The 20,333-nt window shown below is 63.2% G+C and carries 20 protein-coding genes, 1 other RNA gene and 2 pseudogenes; 13 read left to right on the top strand and 10 right to left on the bottom strand.

From position 1 onward, the window contains the following. Positions 1-112 precede the first annotated feature (112 nt). The 6 genes from ACSQ84_RS23245 to dapE all read left to right on the top strand — a co-directional run bounded on the left by ACSQ84_RS23245 (position 113) and on the right by dapE (position 5,493). Positions 113-811 carry a pyrimidine 5'-nucleotidase gene (locus ACSQ84_RS23245; protein WP_436214026.1) on the top strand — a complete coding sequence of 233 codons (699 nt, stop codon included), beginning with the start codon at positions 113-115 and terminating at the stop codon, positions 809-811. Positions 812-1,029: 218 nt separating this feature from the next. Next, positions 1,030-1,875: a 2,3,4,5-tetrahydropyridine-2,6-dicarboxylate N-succinyltransferase gene (dapD, locus tag ACSQ84_RS23240; protein ID WP_436214025.1), complete on the top strand. Its 846-nt coding sequence runs from the start codon at positions 1,030-1,032 to the stop codon at positions 1,873-1,875. A 23-nt stretch (positions 1,876-1,898) separates the two neighbouring features. After that, positions 1,899-3,122, top strand: a complete 1,224-nt coding sequence (locus ACSQ84_RS23235) for an MFS transporter (protein ID WP_436214024.1) — start codon at positions 1,899-1,901, stop codon at positions 3,120-3,122. A 57-nt stretch (positions 3,123-3,179) separates the two neighbouring features. Then, entirely contained in the window at positions 3,180-3,707 is a 528-nt protein-coding gene (locus ACSQ84_RS23230) for a DUF805 domain-containing protein (RefSeq protein ID WP_436214023.1), read from the top strand. A 30-nt stretch (positions 3,708-3,737) separates the two neighbouring features. Continuing rightward, complete coding sequence (locus ACSQ84_RS23225; protein WP_436214022.1) at positions 3,738-4,322, top strand: DUF805 domain-containing protein; 585 nt, start codon at positions 3,738-3,740, stop codon at positions 4,320-4,322. Positions 4,323-4,338: 16 nt separating this feature from the next. Continuing rightward, positions 4,339-5,493, top strand: coding sequence for a succinyl-diaminopimelate desuccinylase (dapE, locus tag ACSQ84_RS23220; RefSeq protein WP_436214021.1), 1,155 nt, complete (start codon positions 4,339-4,341; stop codon positions 5,491-5,493). A gap of 105 nt (positions 5,494-5,598) precedes the next feature. Here dapE and ACSQ84_RS23215 read toward each other — a convergent pair. The 4 genes and pseudogenes from ACSQ84_RS23215 to def form a co-directional block, all read right to left on the bottom strand. Next, positions 5,599-5,859: pseudogene (locus ACSQ84_RS23215) on the bottom strand (GIY-YIG nuclease family protein); the annotation flags it as partial. Between the two features lie 21 nt (positions 5,860-5,880). After that, positions 5,881-6,618 carry a tRNA pseudouridine(38-40) synthase TruA gene (gene truA, locus ACSQ84_RS23210; protein WP_436214020.1) on the bottom strand — a complete coding sequence of 246 codons (738 nt, stop codon included), beginning with the start codon at positions 6,616-6,618 and terminating at the stop codon, positions 5,881-5,883. A 119-nt stretch (positions 6,619-6,737) separates the two neighbouring features. Then, complete coding sequence (gene fmt / locus ACSQ84_RS23205) at positions 6,738-7,670, bottom strand: methionyl-tRNA formyltransferase (protein WP_436214019.1); 933 nt, start codon at positions 7,668-7,670, stop codon at positions 6,738-6,740. A gap of 204 nt (positions 7,671-7,874) precedes the next feature. Then, positions 7,875-8,402 (bottom strand): peptide deformylase, encoded by a 528-nt coding sequence (gene def / locus ACSQ84_RS23200; RefSeq protein ID WP_436214018.1) that lies wholly within the window; start codon positions 8,400-8,402, stop codon positions 7,875-7,877. A gap of 171 nt (positions 8,403-8,573) precedes the next feature. Here def and ACSQ84_RS23195 point away from each other — a divergent pair, with 171 nt between their 5' ends. From ACSQ84_RS23195 to ACSQ84_RS23185, 3 genes and pseudogenes are all read left to right on the top strand, one after another. Next, positions 8,574-9,782: a DNA recombination protein RmuC gene (locus ACSQ84_RS23195; protein ID WP_436214017.1), complete on the top strand. Its 1,209-nt coding sequence runs from the start codon at positions 8,574-8,576 to the stop codon at positions 9,780-9,782. A gap of 68 nt (positions 9,783-9,850) precedes the next feature. Continuing rightward, positions 9,851-10,146 (top strand): annotated as a pseudogene (locus ACSQ84_RS23190) (GIY-YIG nuclease family protein). 195 nt (positions 10,147-10,341) lie between these two features. After that, the gene (locus ACSQ84_RS23185; protein WP_436214016.1) at positions 10,342-11,712 is read left to right on the top strand and encodes an AmpG family muropeptide MFS transporter; all 1,371 of its coding nucleotides are present in this window, start codon (positions 10,342-10,344) and stop codon (positions 11,710-11,712) included. A 142-nt stretch (positions 11,713-11,854) separates the two neighbouring features. On the opposite strand, the gene ACSQ84_RS23180 is transcribed toward ACSQ84_RS23185, so the two are convergent. The 5 genes from ACSQ84_RS23180 to ffs form a co-directional block, all read right to left on the bottom strand. After that, complete coding sequence (locus ACSQ84_RS23180; protein ID WP_436214015.1) at positions 11,855-12,286, bottom strand: hypothetical protein; 432 nt, start codon at positions 12,284-12,286, stop codon at positions 11,855-11,857. 24 nt (positions 12,287-12,310) lie between these two features. Continuing rightward, a complete protein-coding gene (gene recR / locus ACSQ84_RS23175; protein WP_212036467.1) occupies positions 12,311-12,916 on the bottom strand; it encodes a recombination mediator RecR in 606 nt (201 codons plus the stop codon). A 41-nt stretch (positions 12,917-12,957) separates the two neighbouring features. Then, positions 12,958-13,278, bottom strand: a complete 321-nt coding sequence (locus ACSQ84_RS23170) for a YbaB/EbfC family nucleoid-associated protein (RefSeq protein ID WP_436214014.1) — start codon at positions 13,276-13,278, stop codon at positions 12,958-12,960. A gap of 36 nt (positions 13,279-13,314) precedes the next feature. Further along, entirely contained in the window at positions 13,315-15,171 is a 1,857-nt protein-coding gene (locus ACSQ84_RS23165) for a DNA polymerase III subunit gamma/tau (protein ID WP_436214013.1), read from the bottom strand. Positions 15,172-15,335: 164 nt separating this feature from the next. Next, positions 15,336-15,432: signal recognition particle sRNA small type (ffs, locus tag ACSQ84_RS23160), an RNA gene on the bottom strand. Positions 15,433-15,660: 228 nt separating this feature from the next. On the opposite strand from ffs, the gene ACSQ84_RS23155 reads away from it, so the two are divergent. The 4 genes from ACSQ84_RS23155 (at position 15,661) to ACSQ84_RS23140 (ending at position 18,657) form a co-directional block, all read left to right on the top strand. After that, positions 15,661-16,080: an HIT domain-containing protein gene (locus tag ACSQ84_RS23155; protein ID WP_436214012.1), complete on the top strand. Its 420-nt coding sequence runs from the start codon at positions 15,661-15,663 to the stop codon at positions 16,078-16,080. Between the two features lie 4 nt (positions 16,081-16,084). Next, positions 16,085-17,035, top strand: a complete 951-nt coding sequence (gene nudC / locus ACSQ84_RS23150; protein WP_436214011.1) for an NAD(+) diphosphatase — start codon at positions 16,085-16,087, stop codon at positions 17,033-17,035. A gap of 90 nt (positions 17,036-17,125) precedes the next feature. After that, positions 17,126-18,088: a sugar kinase gene (locus ACSQ84_RS23145; protein WP_436214099.1), complete on the top strand. Its 963-nt coding sequence runs from the start codon at positions 17,126-17,128 to the stop codon at positions 18,086-18,088. A gap of 68 nt (positions 18,089-18,156) precedes the next feature. After that, positions 18,157-18,657, top strand: coding sequence for an Lrp/AsnC family transcriptional regulator (locus ACSQ84_RS23140; protein WP_436214010.1), 501 nt, complete (start codon positions 18,157-18,159; stop codon positions 18,655-18,657). Positions 18,658-18,808: 151 nt separating this feature from the next. Here the strand turns inward: ACSQ84_RS23140 and ACSQ84_RS23135 are convergent, their stop codons facing one another. Beyond that, on the bottom strand, positions 18,809-20,308 hold the full coding sequence (locus tag ACSQ84_RS23135) for a phosphomannomutase/phosphoglucomutase (protein WP_436214009.1): 1,500 nt from the start codon (positions 20,306-20,308) through the stop codon (positions 18,809-18,811). Positions 20,309-20,333: the final 25 nt, after the last annotated feature.

Here is a 20,333-nt window from a genome sequence, read left to right as displayed (position 1 = left end):
GGACCCATAACCACCAGCGCCGGCTTGAGGCAAGGCATCTGCCGAATTGCCCCAGAGAGAGATTCCGCGGTATGGGTCCCCGCGTTCGCAGGGACGACGGGGTGAGACAGCAATGAAAACCAATTCCCCCCGCGCCTTCACGCACATCGATACCTGGGTGTTCGACCTCGACAACACGCTGTACCCGCATCACGTCAATCTGTGGCAGCAGGTCGACGCCCGGATCGGCGAGTTCATCAGCGCTTACTTGAAGATATCCGCGGCGGAAGCACGGGTGCTGCAGAAGGATTATTACCGCCGCTACGGCACCAGCATGCGCGGCATGATGACCGAGCACGGCGTGCACGCCGACGACTACCTCGCCTATGTGCACAAGATCGATCATTCGCCGCTGGAGCCGAACCCGGCGATGGGATCGGCGATCGCCAAGCTGCCGGGACGCAAGCTGATCCTGACCAACGGCTCGACCGACCATGCCGGCGCGGTGCTGGCGCGGCTTGGCATCGGCGAGCATTTCGAGGCGGTGTTCGACATCATCGCCGCCGAACTGGAGCCGAAGCCGGCGCCGCAGACCTACCGGAAATTCCTCAGGCTGCACGGCGTCGATCCCAAAAAATCCGCGATGTTCGAGGATCTCGCCCGCAACCTCGTGGTGCCGCACGAACTCGGCATGACGACGGTGCTGGTGGTGCCGGACGGGGCCAAGGAAGTGGTGCGCGAGGACTGGGAACTGGAAGGCCGCGACGCCGCCTATGTCGATCATGTCACCGACGATTTGACGGGGTTTTTGCAGGGGCTGCCGCGGGACTAAGGGCGCGCTCGCGCCGCTCACACCAGCCGTCATACCCCGCGAAAGCGGGGTATCCAGTACGCCGCGGCCTCTCGGCTCAATCGCGGGCTTCTCTGGAATACTGGGTCCCCGCCTTCGCGGGGACGACAAGAGAGCAAGCCTTGACTCTCCCCCGGCAAATCCCGAAAAAGCCTCCCGATTCACGTTACAATTGGACCGATTGTCCTGAGGAAATCCCGATGTCCCTGTCCGCGCTGGAATCCACCGTCAACACCGCGTTCGATGCCCGCGACGGCATCTCGACATCGACCAAAGGTGAAGTTCGCGAGGCCGTCGATCATTCGCTCGAGTTGCTCGACAAGGGCGAGGTGCGCGTCGCCGAGCGCGCGACTGACGGCAAGTGGAAGGTCAATCAATGGCTGAAGAAGGCGGTGCTGCTGTCGTTCCGCCTCAACGACATGGGCGCCATCCCCGGCGGCCCCGGCAAGGCGTCGTGGTGGGACAAGGTGCCATCGAAGTTCGAAGGCTGGGGCGAGAACCGTTTCCGCGATGCCGGATTCCGCGCGGTGCCCGGCGCGATCGTGCGCCGCTCGGCCTTCATCGCCCGCAACGTCGTGCTGATGCCGTCCTTCGTCAATCTCGGCGCCTATGTCGATGAAGCCACCATGATCGACACCTGGTCCACGGTCGGCTCCTGTGCGCAGATCGGCAAGCGCGTGCACATTTCCGGCGGCGTCGGCATCGGCGGCGTGCTGGAACCGCTGCAGGCCGAGCCTGTGATCATCGAGGATGACTGCTTCATCGGCGCGCGCTCGGAAGTCGCCGAAGGCGTGATCGTGCGCAAGGGCGCGGTGCTCTCGATGGGCGTGTTCCTCGGCGCTTCGACCAAGATCGTCGACCGCGATACCGGCGAAACCTTCATCGGCGAGGTCCCGGAATATGCCGTTGTCGTGCCCGGCAACCTGCCGGCGCGCCCGCTGAAGAACGGCCAGCCCGGCCCGTCCACCGCCTGCGCCGTGATCGTCAAGCGCGTTGACGAGCGCACCCGGGCCAAGACCAGCATTAACGAACTGCTGCGGGACTAGGCTAGCGGGCTGAGTCTCGGCAGATGCCCGAGGCACGCACGCGCCCTGCCCATTCGCTTCGCGACATTCCCGGCGGGGTGTGGGCGCTGGGCTTCGTCTCGATGCTGATGGACATCTCGTCGGAGATGGTCCATGCGCTGCTGCCGATCTATCTTGTCACCGTGCTCGGCACGTCGATGGTCACCGTGGGCGTGATCGAGGGCATTGCGGAAGCGACCGCGTCGATCACCAAGATCTTTTCTGGCGCGCTTTCCGATTGGCTCGGCAGGCGCAAATGGCTCGCTGCGCTTGGCTACGGCCTCGCGGCGCTGACCAGGCCGATGTTTCCGCTGGCACCGACGGTCGGCTGGCTGGTCGCGGCGCGCTTCATCGATCGGGTCGGAAAGGGCATCCGGGGCGCGCCACGCGACGCGCTGGTGGCGGATCTTGCGCCGGCGCATCTGCGGGGAGCAAGCTTCGGCCTGCGCCAGTCGCTCGACACCGTGGGAGCCTTCGCCGGTCCCTTGCTGGCGATCGGCCTGATGTGGCTGACCGCGGACAATTTCAAGGCCGTGTTCTGGTTCGCGGTCGTCCCCGGCTTTCTGTCCCTGGCCTTGATCATTTTTGCGGTGCGCGAGCCGGATCGCCCCGCAGGCCTACGCAAGGTGCGCAACCCGATCAGCCTTTCCGAAATCAGGAATCTCGGCGCGGCTTATTGGTGGGTGGTGGCGATCGCGACGGTATTCACGCTGGCACGTTTCAGCGAGGCCTTCCTGATCCTGCGCGCGCACGGCGCTGGCGTGCCGCTCACGCTGGTGCCCGTGGTGCTGGTGCTGATGAACGTGGTCTACGCGCTCGCCGCCTACCCGGCCGGCGTCCTGTCGGACCGCATCAATCGCGTCAACGTTCTGGCTTTTGGCATCGTGGTGCTGATCGCCGCCGATATCGCGCTCGCTTTGCTGCCTTCGCTCACCGGGGTCGCGCTCGGCGTCGTGCTGTGGGGCCTGCACATGGGAATGACCCAGGGGCTGCTGGCGACGCTGGTGGCGGATACCGCGCCACCCGAACTGCGCGGCACGGCCTTTGGATTCTTCAACCTGCTGGGCGGTCTTGCGATGCTGGCGGCCAGCGTCATGGCCGGGGCGCTGTGGGATCGTGCGGGGCCGGAAGCCACGTTCTTCGCCGGCGCCGGCTTTGCGCTTGTGGCATTGGCCGGGCTGCTGGCGGTGCGGGGTCGAACCAAAATAGGCCGAATCGAACCAAAATAGCTGGGCCGCGACCAATGTTCCGGAACCGCGGCGTTTTCCGCCGTCCGGAGGCTTGCGATGGACGCCGCCCGTTTACTGTTCAGCTTTAATGGCCGCATCAACCGCGCCAGGTACCTCGCTATCCAGCTCGCGCTCCTGACTTTCTGGCTCGTGCTTTGGCTGAAATCGCCATTCCAGCAATGGGAGATTTTGCAGGCCGGCGCCGTCATCGCGCTGCTCTGGATCAATACAGCCACAACGGGCAGGCGGCTTCACGACCGCGACCGGAGCGGCTGGTGGGCGATTGCGGTTCTTGTCGTTAACCCGCTTTCCTACGCCTATTACGCGCTCTTCTTCGGCCTCTATTTCGGCGTTGATGTTTCCGCCGCGCGGCAGATGCTGCTCGTGATGGGTGCTGTGGCCCTCTCCTTTCTGCAGACCTTGATTGTCATCGAGCTGTTCTTCGTGATCGGAACCGATGGGCGCAACCGGTTCGGGGAAGATCCGACGCGCAACCCTGGCAAATCTCCTGTCGTTTCGCACGCGCAGTCATTCAACGTTCCGGATTTCCTGCTGCAGCGTGCCGGCCCGGTCGCACGCAGCTGATACCTGGCTGATAAGCCCGGAGTTATGCGCATGGATTACGTCTGGTACCTGTTCAGATTTGAGGGCCGCCTCAACCGCGCCAATTTATGGCTGGCGGTGCCAATCGTCCTTTGCCTGATGATGCTGCTGGGCATACTGGCCATGAACCTCACCAAATTGTTCGACGGTCCCAAATCGATCAGCATCAACATCGATGACATCTTCAGCCTGCTCGATCCCGAATCATATCGTTCGCTGTCGGCAGCCAGTCTCGGTCAGGCCGTCATCAAGGCGATCGGAACACCCCTGTTCCTGTGGATTGATCTGGCCATCGCAATCAAGCGGCTGCATGACCGCAACAAGAGCGCCTGGTGGATGATGCTGTTTTTCGTCTTCCCCGGTCTGTTCGACCAATTCGCGGATCGGCTCGGCGATTCCTATCCCATGATGTTTGTCGGGCTCGTCTCGTTCGTTTTCCGTGTCTGGGGTTTCATCGAACTGTTTTTCCTCAAGGGCACCACGGGGCCCAACCGGTTCGGCGCCGACCCGCTGGTGCCGATCGATACGCGGCCGCCCTGGGACCAGCAGAGCGAGATCGAAATGGTGCCGCACAAGGCTGGCCCGCCGCCGGTATAGCGTGTTAAGCGGGGGTATGAATGACGCCGTTTCCATTACCCGCGACCTCGTCCGCTGCCCCTCCGTCACCCCTGCCGATGCCGGCGCGCTCGGCGTTCTCGAAAGCATTCTGAAGGCTGCCGGCTTCGAGGTGCATCGCGTGACGTTCAGCGAGCCCGGCACATCGGACATCGACAACCTCTACGCCCGCATCGGCGACAGCACCCCGCATATCACCTTCGCGGGCCATACCGACGTGGTGCCGGCCGGCGATGAGGCCGCATGGAGCCACGGCGCGTTCTCCGGCGACGTCAGGGATGGCTACCTCTATGGCCGCGGCGCGGTCGACATGAAGGGCGGCATCGCCTGCAGCGTCGCGGCCGTGCTGCAATATCTCGCCGACCATGACGGCAAGCCAAAAGGTTCGATCTCGTTCCTGATCACCGGCGACGAGGAAGACATTTCCGTCAACGGCACCATCAAGCTGCTGAAATGGTGCGCCGAGCGCGGCGAGAAATTCGACCATTGCGTGCTCGGCGAGCCCAGCAATGTCGAGGTGCTCGGGGATTGCATCAAGATCGGCCGCCGCGGTTCGCAATCCGGCACGCTGTTCGTCGACGGCGTGCAGGGCCATGTCGCCTATCCGCATCGCGCGGCCAACCCGGTGCCGGATATTTCGCGGCTGATCGTGGCACTGAGCGACGAGCCGCTCGACCACGGCAGCGCGCAATTTCAAGCGTCCAATCTCGAATTCACCTCCGTTGATGTCGGCAACACCGCAAGCAACGTGATCCCGGCGCAGGCGCGCGCGAAATTCAACATCCGCTTCAACGACAACCACACGCAGGAGACATTGCGGGCGCTGGTCGAGGAGCGGTTGGTAAAGGCCACCGGCAACCGCATCCGCGCGCGCATCGTGTGGGAGCCGTCGAACTCCAACGTGTTCGTGACAAAGCCCGGCGCCTTCACCGACCTGGCCGTCAGCGCGATCGAAGAGGTGACGGGACGCAAGCCGGAATTGTCGACCTCCGGCGGCACCTCGGACGCCCGCTTCATCTCGCGCTATTGCCCGGTGATCGAGTTCGGCCTGGTCGGCCAGACCATGCACCAGGTCGACGAGCGCACGCCGGTGTCGGATCTGGAGAAGCTGACAAAGGTCTATCGCGGAATACTGGATCGGTATTTTGCTTGACGTGTTTCTGCTCCCTCGCCCCGCGCTTGCGGGGAGAGGGCTGGGGTGAGGGGCTCTCTCAACCGGAACGATTCGTGGAGAGACCTGTACCCCCTCACCCGGCGCTACGCGCCGTACTTTCCATTTGCGCGACCAATGCTTGATGTTGTGTTCACGCTGGATCGCGGCTTGGATTTCATCGTGATACTCGAAGTAGACGAGGCGCTTGACCGAATATCTCTTCGTAAAGCCAGCTATTAATCCATTTCTGTGTTCATAGATTCGTCGAACAAGGTCGCTCGTCACCCCGACATACAGAATGCCATTGGGTGCGCTCGCCATAATGTACAAGAAAGGCCAGACAAAAAATCGCGAAAACAACCCCATGCAAAGTATCGGTGGGGGGTCCTAGTAATCTACACGTACCAGATATAGCCCGTCCGGCGGCGCGACGGGGCCGCAGGCGGCGCGGTTGCGGGCAGCGAGGGCGGCGGCAAGATCGACGGCGCTCCAGCGGCCTTCACCGACCCAGACCAGCGAGCCCACCATCGAGCGCACCTGGCTGTGCAGGAACGAGCGCGCCGAGGTCAGAATAGAGACCGCATCGCCGTCCCTGATGACGTCGAGCTGGTCGAGCGTCTTCTCCGGCGATTTCGCCTGGCACTCGGTATCGCGAAACGTCGTGAAATCATGCCTGCCGAGCAGCCGCTGCGCGGCGGCGTGCATCGCGTCGGTGTCGAGATGCCGCGGCACTCGCCAGGTTTTCCCGATATCGAGCGCGAGGTTGGCGCGATGGTTGGTGATGCGGTAGCGGTAATGCCGCTTGGTGGCGGAGAACCGCGCCTCGAAATCATCGGCGACGATCTCGGCGCTGAGCACGCCGATCGGATGCGGCCGCAGATGGGCGTTCAGCCCGTCGCGCAAGCGTCCCGGCGGAAACGGTTTTTCGATATCGCAATGGGCGATCTGGCCCAGCGCGTGCACGCCGGCGTCGGTTCGCCCGGCGCCGTGGACGCGCACCTGTTCGCCGCAGATCGCCTTAACCGCGGTTTCCAGCGCGCCCTGCACGGTCGATCCGTTGTCCTGGATCTGCCAGCCGCTGAAGGGACCGCCGTCATATTCGATGATGAGTTTGTAGCGGGGCATATCGATCCAAATAGGTCGTCATCATCCGCGAAGGCGGATGATCCAGTACTCCGCGGCAGTTCGGTTTAATCTCAAGCAGCACGGCGTACTGGATACCCCGCCTGCGCGGGGTATGACAGTCACGAAAGCCGCGCCGGCGGCTTCAACGGCGTGCCGCGCAAAAAATCCGCTGATTTCATCGGCGCCTTGCCGGCGCGCTGCAGTTCCAGAATTTTGATCGCGCCGTCGCCGCAGGCAATCGTGAGCTGGTCGTCGAGCGCCTCGCCCGGCGCACCCGTACCCTCGGCCGGCTCACAGCGCAGGATTTTCAGGCGCGCGGCCTCGCCGTCGAGATCGGCCTCGCACCAAGCGCCGGGAAACGGCGACAGCCCATGAATGTGCCGCAGCACCTCACGCGCCGGCCGGTTCCAGTCGATCCGCGCCTCGGCCTTCTCGATCTTGGCGGCGTAAGTGACGCCCTGTTCGCTTTGCTTGCGCAATTGAAGCCCGCCGCGTTCCAGCCCGCCCATCGCGCGCACCATCAGGTCGGCGCCCAGGGGAGCCAGCGCGTCGTGCAGATCGGCTGCGGTCATGGTGTCCGATATGGTGAGGCGCTCGGCCATCGCGACGTCGCCGGTATCGAGGCCGACATCCATCTTCATCACCATCACGCCCGACTCGGCGTCACCTGCCATGATGGCACGGTTGATCGGCGCGGCGCCGCGCCAGCGCGGCAGCAGCGAGCCGTGCAGGTTGAAACAGCCAAGCGGCGGCGCATCCAAAATCGCCTGCGGCAGGATCATGCCATAGGCGACGACCACGGCGGCATCCGCATTGTGCGCGCGAAACGTCTCGAGCGCTTCCGGCGTCTTCAAGGTGCTCGGCGTCAACACGGGTATGCCGAGCCGCCGCGCTTCCTGCTCGACCGGCGTGACCTGCAACTTCATGCCGCGTCCGGCCGGTTTTGGCGCGCGGGTGTAGACCGCCGCGATCTCATGGCCGTGAGCCACGAGTTCCAGCAGCGTCGGCACCGCGAAATCGGGCGTGCCCATGAAGATCAAGCGAAGAGGCATGTCGGCAGCGTTTTCCTAACTCGGCATCTAGGTAACGAGCGTCATCTCAGCGTAATGGCTTCGCCATTATCGCCGAAGGTGCGAGCCCTTGCGAGCCTCGAAGGATGCGCAGGAAAGAAAGAATGTCGCTTGCGGCTGCCGTCGCCCTTCGAGGCTGCGGCGCCAAGAGGCGCCTTCGCACCTCAGGGTGACGGCGAGCCTAGCCTACTCCGCCGCGCGCTTCGCGGCCTTGGTGAACTTCTTCATCACGCGGTCGCGCTTCAGCTTGGACAAGTAATCCACGAACAGCACGCCGTTGAGGTGGTCGATCTCGTGCTGGATGCAGGTGGCGAACAGGCCGTCGGCGTCTTCCTCGTGCACCTTGCCGTCGAGATCGGTATAGCGCACGCGCACCTGGGCCGGCCGCTCCACCGCCTCGTAATATTCGGGGATCGAGAGACAGCCTTCCTCGTAGACCGAAAGTTCCTCGGACGAGGAGACGATCTCCGGGTTGATGAAGACGCGCGGCTGCGGCCTGGTCTCGCCGTCCTCGGTCTTCTTGGCGAGGTCCATGGTGATCAGCCGCAGCGGCTGCGCGACCTGGATCGCGGCCAGCCCAATGCCGGGCGCGTCGTACATGGTCTCGAACATGTCGTCGGCGAGCTTGCGGATCTCCGCCGTCACCTTTTCGACGGGTTTGGAGACGAGCCGCAACTGCTTGTCCGGCAGGATGATGATTTCTCGGATGGCCATGATGGGGCGATTTAAGCTGCTGATTTGCTGCGGTCAATGCGCGGCGGAACCGGTTAAGGCGGCCTTAACCATGATTTTTAAGGCCGCGTTAACCACGAAAATTAAGCTTCCATTTACCATAAATGTTCCCTCTTCGTTCGCGTTATCAAGCGAATCGGCTACAAGCAGCCCATGAACGAGATTCTTTTTGTCATCGGCGACCTGCCGATTCGTGTCGTCGACGCCCTGATCGGCCTTGGCGTGCTGGCGCTGGTGCTGCTGCTCACCATTGCCATCGTGATTGCCCGGTCGGGCCGTCGCGGCGCGGAACTCGCCATGGCGCAGGCGATCCGGGCCGATGAGCTCGAAGAGCGCCTGAGCGAAATGCTTCGCGCCCAGAGCGAATCCACCGGCCGGGTCGATGCGATGGGACAGGCGCTGGCCGGCCGCCAGGCCGAGATGGCCCGCGCCGTCAACGAGCGGCTGGATTCGGTGACCCACCGGGTCGGCCAGTCGATGGAAGCGACCACGCGCAACACCATGGACAGTTTGCGGGCGCTGCATGAGCGGCTCGGCATTATCGACAATGCGCATAAAAATCTCACTGACCTGACCTCGCAAGTCACCACGTTGCGCGACGTGCTCGCCAACAAGCAGTCGCGCGGCGCGTTCGGCCAGGCGCGGATGGAAGCCATCGTCCAGGACGGCATGCCGATGGGTTCCTACGAATTCCAGCACACGCTCTCGACCGGCAAGCGGCCGGATTGCGTGGTGTTCCTCCCCGATCAGCGCCCGCTCTGCATCGATGCGAAATTTCCGCTGGAAGCGATGACCGCGCTGCACGACGCCCGCACCGACGAGGAAAAGAAATACGCCACCCAGCGGCTGCGCGCCGACGTGATGAAGCATGTCAACGACATCGCCGAGAAATACTTGATCGCCGGCGAAACCCAGGACACCGCGCTGATGTTCGTGCCGTCAGAATCGGTCTATGCGGAGATACACGACGGCTTCGACGACGTGATCCAGAAGGCCTACCGCGCCCGCGTCGTGCTGGTGTCGCCGTCGCTGCTGATGCTGGCGATCCAGGTCATGCAGCAGATCCTCAAAGACGCACGGATGCGCGACGCCGCCGACCAGATCCGCACCGAGGTGATGAATCTGGGCGACGATCTCGGCCGCCTGCGCGACCGCGTGCTAAAACTGCAGAAGCATTTTGGCGATGTAAACGAGGACGTCCGGCAAATCCTGATTTCCGCCGACAAGATCGAAAAGCGTGCAGGAAGGATCGAGGATCTGGATTTCAGCAAGACCGAAACCCCGGCCGAGGTCCCGCGGATCGTCAAGGCGGGGGCACCGGAACTGTTTCCATTGCAGCGGAAGATGCAGGCTGGGGAATAGCCGCTACAGAAACGGTGTCATCGCCCGGCTTGACCGGGCGAATCCGCCCAGTATTCCAGAGGCCGCAGATGGGTACCCGCAGCTTCTACGTCTATATCCTCGCCAGCCGGATCGGCGGGACGCTTTACATCGGCGTCACCAACGACCTGATTCGTCGCGTTGCCGAGCATCGCCTGAAGTCGGTCAAAGGATTCACGAAGAAGTACGATGTCGACAAACTGGTCTATTTCGAGCAATTCGATGACGCTGAAAATGCGATCAAGCGCGAGAAGCTACTGAAGAAATGGAATCGCGCCTGGAAAATCAGATAGAAGAGCTCAATCCCAATTGGGATGATATGTACCCCAGCATAGCCGGCGTTTGAGTGTCTTCGCTATTTCCAATTCTCCGTCATACCCCGCGAAGGCGGGGTATCCAGTAGCACGAGGAAACAGTTAGCGAACTTAGGCTTCGCGGAGTACTGGATCGTCCGCCTTCGCGGACGATGACAGCCCGGTGGGTGGCTTGACCGGGCGATGACAGTATCATTTTTGGCCTCCGAATCTGCTAACACCTGCCCATGAACGCACCTGAAGCCCCCTCTACGCCAGCGCAATCTGCAGCATCACCCCGCGCCTCCTGGCACGACGCATGGACGGTGTATCTGCAGCCGCGCGTGCTGATCGTGATGATGCTCGGCTTTTCGTCCGGGCTGCCGCTGGCGTTGTCGGGATCGACGCTGCTGGTGTGGGTCAGCGAGAACGGCGTCAGCCTCGGCACCATCGGCCTGTTCACCTTGGTGGGCACGCCCTACACGCTCAAGTTCCTGTGGGCGCCACTGGTGGATGGACTTAACATTCCGCTGCTAACGCGCTGGCTCGGGCGGCGGCGCGGCTGGCTGGTCTTCACCCAACTGCTGCTGATGGCCGCGATCCTCGGACTGGCGCTGACCGATCCCGCGCGCTCGCCGTTCTACGTGGCGCTCGGCGCCCTGCTGGTCGCCACGGCCTCGGCAACGCAGGACATCGTGGTCGATGCTTACAGGGTCGAAAGCCTCGCGGAGAACGAACAGGCCGCAGGCATGGCGTCCTATGTGGCGGCCTATCGCGTCGGCATGGTGGCGTCCACGGCCGGAGCGCTGTTTCTCGTCACGGGCTTCGAGTATGCCGGGCTGTCACGGCTCGATGCCTGGATGGCGAGTTTCGCTGTCATGGCGGCGCTGGTGCTGATTGGCATCGTCACGGTGCTGTGCGCGCGGGAGCCGGAGCAGTCCCGCATTGCTGACGCCGCAGCAGGCGGAAAGCCTTCGGTCGGCCGCATCGCCGAGGCCGCGATGGGCTCTTTCAGCGAGTTCCTGACCCAGCGCTATGCCATCGTCGTGCTGGTGTTCGTGATGCTGTTCAAATTCACCGACGCCTTCGCCGGTGCGATGACGGTACCGTTCATCATCGACATCGGCTTTACGCGCAACGACTATGCCATCATCGTCAAAGGCGTCGGCCTGGCCGCGACCCTGATCGGCGGTTTTGCCGGCGGCTTCCTCGCGCGCGGCTACTCGCTGGTGACCTGCCTGTGGATCGGCGGCCTGCTGCAGGCGGTGTCCAATCTCACCTTCACCTGGCTGGCGCTGGTCGGGCCGCAGCAATGGGCGCTGACCGTCGCCGTCTCGGTGGAAGCGTTCACCGGCGCGATCGGCACGGTGATCTTCGTCGCCTATCTCTCTGCGCTGTGCAGGAATCCGTTGCACACCGCCACGCAATACGCGCTGCTCACCGCGCTGGCGTCAGTCGGCCGCATCTATCTGTCTTCCGGCGCAGGCTTTGTGGCGGAAAAAACCGGCTGGCCGCTGTTCTTCGTGACTTCCGTTGCGGTCGCGGTGCCGAGCCTGATCCTGCTGGTGTGGCTGCAGCAACGCGGGCATTTCGATAAACTGGGGCCGGCGAAGGTTTAGGCTCCGCCGTCGTCAGCCGGCTTGGCCGGGTGACCCAGCATTCCAGAGACGCCGATTATTGAATCGAGGAGCCGCGGAGTACTGGGTCGCCCGGTCAAGCCGGGCGATGACAGTGGTGTTTGTGACGAACGGCGGCGACAACTCAATGCTTGGTCACGACGCTCCATTTGGTGATCACGGCTTCGCTCATCTGCCCGGCATCCTGCGCGCAGGCGATTTCATCGACTTTCACCGAGATTTCCTTGCCGATGAAGTTCTTCAGCTGCGCGGCTTGCGCGTCGTTCGCGGTGATCAGCTGGAACGTTTCGGGGCCGGTCTCCAGGTTGCACAGCCCGTTCGGCGGCGGCAGCCGGCGCGGCTCGCTGGTGAGCTGATAGGTGGCGACGCGCTTGCCGTTCTTGCCGCCACGAACCTTCATGGCGTTGAGTTCCCCCGACAGGACGTCGCCGGCATTGATCGGCTTGCCCGGCTTCGGCGCAGGCTCGGCCTGCTGCGCCCGTGCGGAAGGCGCGGCCAAAGCCGCCGCCATGATGGCCGCAATACAAAGGCGCTTGCCGAATCGTGGTTTCGTCATGTCGATCAGTTCCGTTTATGTTGGTTAGAACAGCGTTCGCTGCCGCATCGCTGCGGATAGCGTACCTTCATCGAGATAATCAAGCTCGCCGCCGACCGGCACGCCGTGGGCCAGCCGCGTGACCTTGACGTTGGCTTCCTGCAACAAATCGGTGATGTAATGCGCCGTGGTCTGGCCATCCACCGTTGCATTCAGCGCCAGGATAATCTCGCTGACCTGCTGGTCATGCGCCCGCGCCACCAGCGCGTCGATGGTGAGGTCCTGCGGGCCGACGCCGTCGAGCGGCGACAGCGTGGCGCCCAGCACGTGATAGCGGCCGTTGGTCGCATTGGCCCGTTCCAGCGCCCACAAATCCGCGACGTCGGCGACCACGACGATGGTGGTGGGATCGCGCCGCGGGTCGGTGCATACCGTGCAGGGATTTTGCGTATCGATATTGCCGCAGGTCTTGCAGACCTGGATCTTTTCGATCGCCACCTGCAGCGCGCCGGCAAGCGGCGTCATCAGCGCTTCGCGCTTCTTGATCAGATGCAGCGCCGCGCGCCGCGCCGAACGCGGCCCAAGCCCCGGCAGCCGCGCCAACAGCTGGATCAGACGTTCGATTTCGGGGCCGGCAACCGCGGTAGCCATTTCAGGTGAGACCAAGCCTTCTTAGGTTAGACCAAGGCTTCTTAGGTTAGACCAAGGCCTGGCGGCAAGCCGAGCCCGCCGGTCAGCGCCTGCATCTTTTCCTGCATCGCGGTTTCCGCCTTGCGTCGCGCGTCGTTATGCGCGGTCACCAGCAGGTCTTCGAGGATTTCGCGGTCTTCCGCCTTCATCAGCGACGGATCGATCTTGACCGCCTTCACTTCCATCTTCGCGGTCATCCGCACGGCAACCATGCCGCCGCCGGAGATGCCCTCGACTTCGACATTGCCGAGTTCTTCCTGCATCTCCTGCATCTTCGATTGCAGCTGCGCCGCCTGCTTCATCATGCCGAGAAAATCAGCCATTTGAGTTTCCTTGGGTGCGTCCTCACAAAATATCGATCAATCGTCGTCCCTGTCCGAACGCTCGGTCGGGTCTTCACCCATTACATCGGTATCCGGCGGCTCGGCGGCAAGCTTGCGCACCTCGACGACCTTGGCGCCGGGAAACCGCGCCAGCACCTCCTGCACGCGCGGATCGGCCTCCGCGGCCCGCGCATGTTCGTTCCTGGCATGCTCGTTCTGCGAACGCAGCGTCGGCTGGCCGGCCTCGTTGGAAACGATCACGGTCCAGCGCCTGCCGGTCCATTGTTCCAGCTTGCGGGAGAGATCGCTGACCAGCGCCCGCGCCGCGTGGCGTTCGAGTGCGACTTCCAGCCGCCCGTCCTCCAGGCGCACGAGCCGCATGTCGGCTTCGAGTGCCGCCTTGATCAGCAGATCGCGCTTCTCGCCGGCCAGCGCGACCAGCTGCGTAAAGCTGGTGATTCGCAACGCCGGCGCGGACTGCGCCTCCGGCGCCGGCGAGGCCATTTGCGGGCGCGCGGACGCCTCGGCGCCGGAGCGCTGCGCCGTGGGCCCACGCATCGGCGCGGACTGCATCGACGAAACGGTCGAAGCGGGCGCGGCGCGCGACGGCGCGCCGTTGCCCGAAACGACCGGCGATCCGCCGCCGTTCTGCTCGATCATCCGGATCGCTTCGTCCGGCGTCGGCATGTCGGCGACATAGGCGATGCGCACCAGCACCATTTCGCCGGCGGCCGCCGGCCGCGTCGCGGTCTGCACTTCGGCGATGCCTTTCAGCAGCATCTGCCACATCCGCGACAGCACCCGCATCGAAAGCTTTGCCGCAAAATCACGGGCGCGCACGCGCTCGGTCTCGCCATAGGCGACGTTGTCGGCGGTGGCCGGCACGGCCTTCACGCGGGTGACGAAATTGACGAATTCGGCCAGATCCGACAGCACCACGACCGGATCGGCGCCGACGTCATACTGCTCGCGGAATTCCTTGAAGGCGCTGGCGATATCGCCGCGTGCCAGCGATTCAAAGAGATCGATGACGCGGGTGCGATCGGCGAGCCCGAGCATCTGCCGTACCGCGTCCGCGCGCACGGTGCCGGCGGCATGCGCGATCGCCTGGTCGAACAGCGACAGCGAATCGCGCACCGAGCCTTCTGCGGCGCGGGCGATGATGCCAAGCGCTTCGGGCTCGACCTCGACGCCTTCCTTGGTTGCGATATTGGACAGATGCCCCATCAGCACGTCGGCCTCGACCCGGCGGAGGTCAAAACGCTGGCAGCGCGACAGCACCGTCACCGGAACCTTGCGGATTTCGGTGGTCGCGAACACGAATTTGGCGTGCTCCGGCGGTTCCTCCAGCGTCTTCAGGAACGCGTTGAAGGCCGCCGTCGACAGCATGTGGACTTCGTCGATGATGTAGACCTTGTAGCGGGCACTCGCCGGTGCATAGCGCACGCTGTCATTGATCTGGCGGACGTCGTCGACGCCGGTATGCGAGGCGGCGTCCATTTCCAGCACGTCCATGTGGCGGCTTTCCATGATCGCCTGGCAATGCACGCCGAGCGTGGGCATCTGGATCGCCGGCCCCTTCACCGAGCCGTCAGCCATTTCGTAATTCAGCGCGCGGGCAAGGATCCGCGCCGTGGTGGTTTTGCCGACCCCGCGCACGCCGGTCAGGATCCAGGCCTGCGGGATTCGCCCGGTTTCGAACGCATTCGAAACGGTGCGGACCATGGCCTCCTGGCCGATCAGGTCCTCGAAACTGGAGGGGCGGTATTTGCGCGCCAGCACCCGGTAGGGCTTGCCGGCCTCAGGTGCGCCACCGAGGGCAAAGCCGCCCTGGTCGGCGCTGTCTGATTTGGCTTGATCAGGCTTTTCTTGGGGGGCGCCAGCGTCACTCATCGGTCGATCCGCAATTGATTGTCTCTCAAGGCCGGCTTGCGGAACGGCGGATTGTTTTGCGCGTATTCTGATCGCAAAACCGGTCCCCACTTTTGCGGAATACGCGCGTATCAAGCGCCAAGGGCGGGCCTCGCCGCTTTCAGCGCGATTCGCTCGAAAAACCGGTAGGAGACTGACGAGCGACCCGATCCGGACCTCGTTAGGGCTGCTTCCTTCCGGACCTGACCCGGTTGGCGAGTGGCTCGTCCACCGCCAATCTCCCGGTCCTTATTTGGGGCCAAAAGGGCCGGAAAGCAAGCGGGGTGTCGGCTGTCATACCCCGCGAAAGCGGGGTATCCAGTAAACTCCGGCCTATCGATGAGCCGAGAGGCCGCGGCGTACTGGATCATCCGCTTTCGCGGATGATGACAGCTTGATAAGAGGTTAGACCGGTGCCCCAAAGAAAGGCGCTTATGAGCCCCACACGTACCGGGCATTCGGGAACTCTAAATGTCCGCATCCGACTGGTCGCTGCACTCCCAGCTCAAGAAAGACACCATCGACATCGGCGACCTGCCGCTGTGCCGGGTGCTGGTCATCAAGGACGCACATTACCCGTGGCTGCTGCTGGTGCCGCGCCGCGAAGGCGCGGTTGAGATCATCGACCTCGACGAGGTAGCGCAGGCGCAATTGATGACGGAAGTCTCGCGCGTCGCCCGCGCCCTGAAAGAGATCACCAAATGCGACAAGCTCAATATCGCGGCATTGGGTAATCTGGTGCCGCAACTGCATGTTCACGTCATCGCGCGCCGCACCAGCGACGCCGCCTGGCCGCGGCCGGTCTGGGGCGTGATGCCGCCACTGGCGCATGACGCCGAAGAAGTCCAGAATTTCATCAGCGCGCTCCGCCGCAAGATTTGGCTAGGTTGAATTCATGTCCGCATTCGATTCGTTTCCGCTCGGCAAGCCGGCTTTCGTTACCCATGTGCTCGACCGCGCCGCGCATCTGCGCAGCAATGACGAAAAACTGTTCGCGCTGGAAAGCCACCCCGACGCCCGCGCCTATGTGATCTACCGCGACTCGCTGCTGGTGCGGCAGGAGGCCGGCGGCTCGCGCGTCCTGCTCAGCGTCGATGAAGCGGTGAAACTCGGCGCCAATCCCGGCACGATCTTCCTCGGCCTGCGCGACGGCGCGCCTGTCTTCGGCATGGGCATTGCGGCAAATGCGGTGGAAAAGCTGCTGACGCGCGACGACGTCGCGGTCACTGAATTGCGCGGCATGGTGATGCAGGGCGCGGTGCCGACCGAACAGCTCTCGGCGATCGCGATGGCGAAATCGATGGTGAGCTGGCATCAGCGCCACGGCTATTGCGCCAATTGCGGCACCCGCACCGCGATGAAGGAGGGCGGCTGGAAGCGCGAGTGCCCGAGTTGCAAGGCCGAACATTTTCCGCGCACCGATCCGGTCGTGATCATGCTGGTCACTCATGGTGACAGATGTCTGCTGGGACGGCAGAAGCAGTTTTTGCCAGGGATGTGGTCGTGCCTGGCGGGATTCGTCGAGGTCGCCGAAACCATCGAGGACGCGGTCCGGCGCGAGATTTTCGAGGAATCCGGGATTCACTGCACCGACGTGACCTATTACATGACGCAGCCGTGGCCCTACCCTTCGTCGCTGATGATTGGATGCGCCGCGCGCGCAACCTCGGACGAAATCGTGGTCGACAAGGCCGAACTGGAAGATGCACGCTGGTTCACTCGCGACGAAGTGACCCTGATGCACAGCCGGACACATCCCGACGGCATGTTTGCCGCACATCCGTTCGCGATCGCTCACCATTTGATCGGACGGTGGGTGCATGGGGCCAACGATACCGGCGCATAGGGGGAACCCTCCGATGGACCAAGACATTGATCCCCGACCTCGTTGCTCTTCTGGGTTCCAGATGGCGGAACCGGCATGACGGATTCCGGGATGAACTTTCACGACAAGGCACCGAAACTCCCGCCGCGCGTTCTGTGCATCGGCATGCCGGTGCGCGATCTGACCTTTCATACGCCAGGTGTTCCTGGGCGCGGCTCCAAGGAGAACGCCACCGCATTCGACGAAATCTGCGGCGGCAACGCGCTCAACGGCGCGATCGGCATCGTTCGGCTCGGTGGCCGCGCCTCGATCTGCGGGCCGATGGGCGATGCCAAGGAAACATCGAGTCGCTTCATCTTCGATCAGATGGCGCATGAGGGCATCGAGACGAAACATCTCATCCACATGCCCGGCCTGGTGACGCCGATCTCGGCGGTGATGATCGATCCTTCCGGCGAACGCACCATCGTGACCTTCCGCGACCCAGAGCTGTGGCATGTGAAATTGCCCGACTTCGACACGCTGCTGGACGATTGTGCCGCCATTCTCACCGAGAGCCGTTGCGCGGAATTCTGCACCGATCTCTGTGCCGAGGCGCAAAGGCGCGGCATCCCCGTGATCGTCGATGTCGACCGTGCGATGTCCCTGCGGGAGGGGCTGCTCAACGCGTCGTCGCATCTGGTATTCTCCAGCGAGCCGTTGCAGGAGACCGCCGGGGTTACCGACGACGCCCAGGCGCTGACGAAAATCGCCAAACTGACCAAGTCGTTCCTGGCCGGAACCCGCGGGGCACGCGGCACGATCTGGCTCGACGAAAATCAGGGCATCCAGGAGACGCCGGCGTTCCCGGTCCACACCGTCGACACCTTGGGCGCCGGCGACGTGTTCCATGGCGCCTTTGCGCTCGCGATCACCGAGGGACAGGAATTGCGGGAGGCGCTGCGGTTCGCCTCGGCGGCCGCCGCGCTGAAATGCACCCGCTTTGGCGGCGCCTTTGCCGCCCCGCAACGTACTGAAGTTGAAGAGCTTTTGAACCAAGGCCAGGGTGCTGGGTCAACCTCGACCGGTCAATAAATGGGCTTGATATAGAAGATTTTTCTATATATGAGGAATGAGAGCCTCATCTATGGAACATTCTTCTCATGACCGACGCTGCAATCCAGATTCACGAAGCCAACCGCCGCCTCGATGCCATCGACCGCAAAATCCTGACGGTGCTGCAGGAGGACGCCTCGCTGTCGGTGGCCGAGATCGGCGACCGGGTCGGGCTGTCCTCGACGCCGTGCTGGAAGCGGATCCAGCGGCTCGAAGCCGACGGGGTGATCCTGCGCCGGGTCGCCCTGGTCGACCAGAACAAGATCGGGCTCGGCATTTCCGTGTTCGTCTCGGTCGAAAGCTCCGACCATTCCGAGGCCTGGCTGAAGACCTTCGCCAGCGCTGTCAGCGCCATGCCCGAGGTGATGGAGTTTTACCGGATGGCGGGCGACGTCGATTACATGCTGCGCGTCGTGGTCGCCGACATGGCGAGCTATGACGTGTTCTACAAGAAGCTGATCAGCGCCGTGCCGCTGAAGAATGTCACCTCGCGCTTTGCGATGGAAAAGATCAAGTCGGTAACCGCACTGCCGGTGCCGGCGGCGTAAGGCGATTCCCGAATACCTTCCGGTGTCGTCGCCCGCGAAGGCGGGCGATCCAGTATTCCAGAGAAGGCAGCGATTAAGCCGAGAAGCCGCGGCGTACTGGATCCCCGCCTTCGCGGGGATGGCGGCGGTGGGCGGGGCGAGGTAAAAACCCTCAAATCTTCTGATTGTATTCGCCGACTTCGGGATGGGTGCGCAGCACCACATTCATCGCCTCGAACATGTCGTGCATCCGCTGCTCGGCGACCGGGCTCTCGACCACCACGACCAGTTCCGGCTTGTTGGAGGACGCCCGCACCAGGCCCCAGCTGCCGTCTTCGACGGTGACCCGCACGCCGTTGACGGTGACGAGATCGCGGATCTTTTGGCCGGCAACCTTTTCGCCGTTGTTCTGCAACGTCTCGAAATGCTTCACCACGGCGTCGACCACGCCGTATTTGGTCTCGTCGGCGCAATGCGGCGACATCGTCGGCGATGACCAGGTCTTCGGCAGCGCGTCTTTCAGATCCGCCATCGATTTTCCGGTGGCGCGATCGAGCATCTCGCAGATCGCGATTGCCGAGACCAGGCCGTCGTCATAGCCGCGGCCGAACGGCTTGTTGAAGAAGAAGTGCCCGGATTTTTCGAAGCCCGCCAGCGCGCCTGACTCGTTGGTGCGGCGCTTCATGTAGGAATGCCCGGTCTTCCAATACTGCGTTTTGGCGCCCTGCTTCTGCAGCACCGGATCGGTGACGAAAAGCCCGGTCGATTTCACGTCGACCACGAACAGCGCATCCTTGTGGATCGCCGACATGTCCCGCGCCAGCATCACGCCGACCTTGTCGGCGAAGATCTCCTCGCCGGTGTTGTCGACGACGCCGCAACGGTCGCCGTCGCCGTCGAAGCCCAAGCCCACATCGGCCTTGTGCTTCAGCACTTCGTCGCGGATCGCGTGCAGCATCTCCATGTCTTCGGGATTCGGATTGTACTTTGGAAAGGTGTGATCGAGCTCGGTATCGAGCGGGATCACCTCGCAGCCGATCGCTTCCATCACCTGCGGCGCGAACGCGCCCGCGGTGCCGTTGCCGCAGGCGACCACGACCTTCAGCTTGCGCTTCAGCTTCGGGCGCTGCGTGAGGTCGGCAATGTAGCGCGCCGGAAAATTCTCGTGGAATTGATAGGAGCCGCCGGCCTTGTTCTTGAAATCGGCGTTGAGCACGATTTCCTTCAACCGCGTCATCTCGTCGGGGCCGAAGGTCATCGGCCGGTTGGCGCCCATCTTGACGCCGGTCCAGCCATTGTCGTTATGCGACGCGGTGACCATGGCGACGCAGGGCACGTCGAGCTCGAACTGCGCGAAATAGGCCATCGGCGTCACCGCAAGGCCGATGTCGTGCACCTTGCAGCCCGCCGCCATCAGGCCCGAGATCAGCGCATATTTGATCGAGGCCGAATAGCCGCGAAAATCGTGCCCGGTAACGATCTCCTGCTTGACGCCGCGTTCCGCGATCAGCGCGCCGAGCCCCATGCCCAGCGCCTGAATGCCCATCAGGTTGATTTCCTTGCCGAACAGCCAGCGCGCGTCATATTCGCGAAAGCCCGTCGCCTTCACCATCGGCTCGGATTCATAGGCATAGGTATTCGGAACCAGTACGGATTTCGGCTTCGGAAACATCTGACATGGCCTCGTGAGATACAGA

This window comes from Bradyrhizobium sp. LjRoot220 (assembly GCF_964252915.1).
In the GTDB taxonomy this organism is placed as follows: Bacteria; Pseudomonadota; Alphaproteobacteria; order Rhizobiales; family Xanthobacteraceae; genus Bradyrhizobium.
Note: the sequence above shows the minus strand (reverse complement) of the source record. Positions and strands in the feature narration are given on the sequence as shown.

Coding starts and splice junctions, on each gene's coding strand:
- ACSQ84_RS23140 (WP_436214010.1), top strand. CDS start 18,157: ATGACCGACGCTGCAATCCAGATTCACGAAGCCAACCGCCGCCTCGAT.
- def (WP_436214018.1), bottom strand. CDS start 8,402: ATGGCCATCCGAGAAATCATCATCCTGCCGGACAAGCAGTTGCGGCTC.
- recR (WP_212036467.1), bottom strand. CDS start 12,916: ATGGCTACCGCGGTTGCCGGCCCCGAAATCGAACGTCTGATCCAGCTG.
- ACSQ84_RS23230 (WP_436214023.1), top strand. CDS start 3,180: ATGGACGCCGCCCGTTTACTGTTCAGCTTTAATGGCCGCATCAACCGC.
- dapE (WP_436214021.1), top strand. CDS start 4,339: ATGAATGACGCCGTTTCCATTACCCGCGACCTCGTCCGCTGCCCCTCC.
- truA (WP_436214020.1), bottom strand. CDS start 6,618: ATGCCCCGCTACAAACTCATCATCGAATATGACGGCGGTCCCTTCAGC.
- fmt (WP_436214019.1), bottom strand. CDS start 7,670: ATGCCTCTTCGCTTGATCTTCATGGGCACGCCCGATTTCGCGGTGCCG.
- ACSQ84_RS23165 (WP_436214013.1), bottom strand. CDS start 15,171: ATGAGTGACGCTGGCGCCCCCCAAGAAAAGCCTGATCAAGCCAAATCA.
- ACSQ84_RS23145 (WP_436214099.1), top strand. CDS start 17,126: ATGAACTTTCACGACAAGGCACCGAAACTCCCGCCGCGCGTTCTGTGC.
- ACSQ84_RS23185 (WP_436214016.1), top strand. CDS start 10,342: ATGAACGCACCTGAAGCCCCCTCTACGCCAGCGCAATCTGCAGCATCA.
- nudC (WP_436214011.1), top strand. CDS start 16,085: ATGTCCGCATTCGATTCGTTTCCGCTCGGCAAGCCGGCTTTCGTTACC.
- ACSQ84_RS23170 (WP_436214014.1), bottom strand. CDS start 13,278: ATGGCTGATTTTCTCGGCATGATGAAGCAGGCGGCGCAGCTGCAATCG.
- ACSQ84_RS23135 (WP_436214009.1), bottom strand. CDS start 20,308: ATGTTTCCGAAGCCGAAATCCGTACTGGTTCCGAATACCTATGCCTAT.
- dapD (WP_436214025.1), top strand. CDS start 1,030: ATGTCCCTGTCCGCGCTGGAATCCACCGTCAACACCGCGTTCGATGCC.
- ACSQ84_RS23195 (WP_436214017.1), top strand. CDS start 8,574: ATGAACGAGATTCTTTTTGTCATCGGCGACCTGCCGATTCGTGTCGTC.
- ACSQ84_RS23245 (WP_436214026.1), top strand. CDS start 113: ATGAAAACCAATTCCCCCCGCGCCTTCACGCACATCGATACCTGGGTG.
- ACSQ84_RS23225 (WP_436214022.1), top strand. CDS start 3,738: ATGGATTACGTCTGGTACCTGTTCAGATTTGAGGGCCGCCTCAACCGC.
- ACSQ84_RS23180 (WP_436214015.1), bottom strand. CDS start 12,286: ATGACGAAACCACGATTCGGCAAGCGCCTTTGTATTGCGGCCATCATG.
- ACSQ84_RS23235 (WP_436214024.1), top strand. CDS start 1,899: ATGCCCGAGGCACGCACGCGCCCTGCCCATTCGCTTCGCGACATTCCC.
- ACSQ84_RS23155 (WP_436214012.1), top strand. CDS start 15,661: ATGTCCGCATCCGACTGGTCGCTGCACTCCCAGCTCAAGAAAGACACC.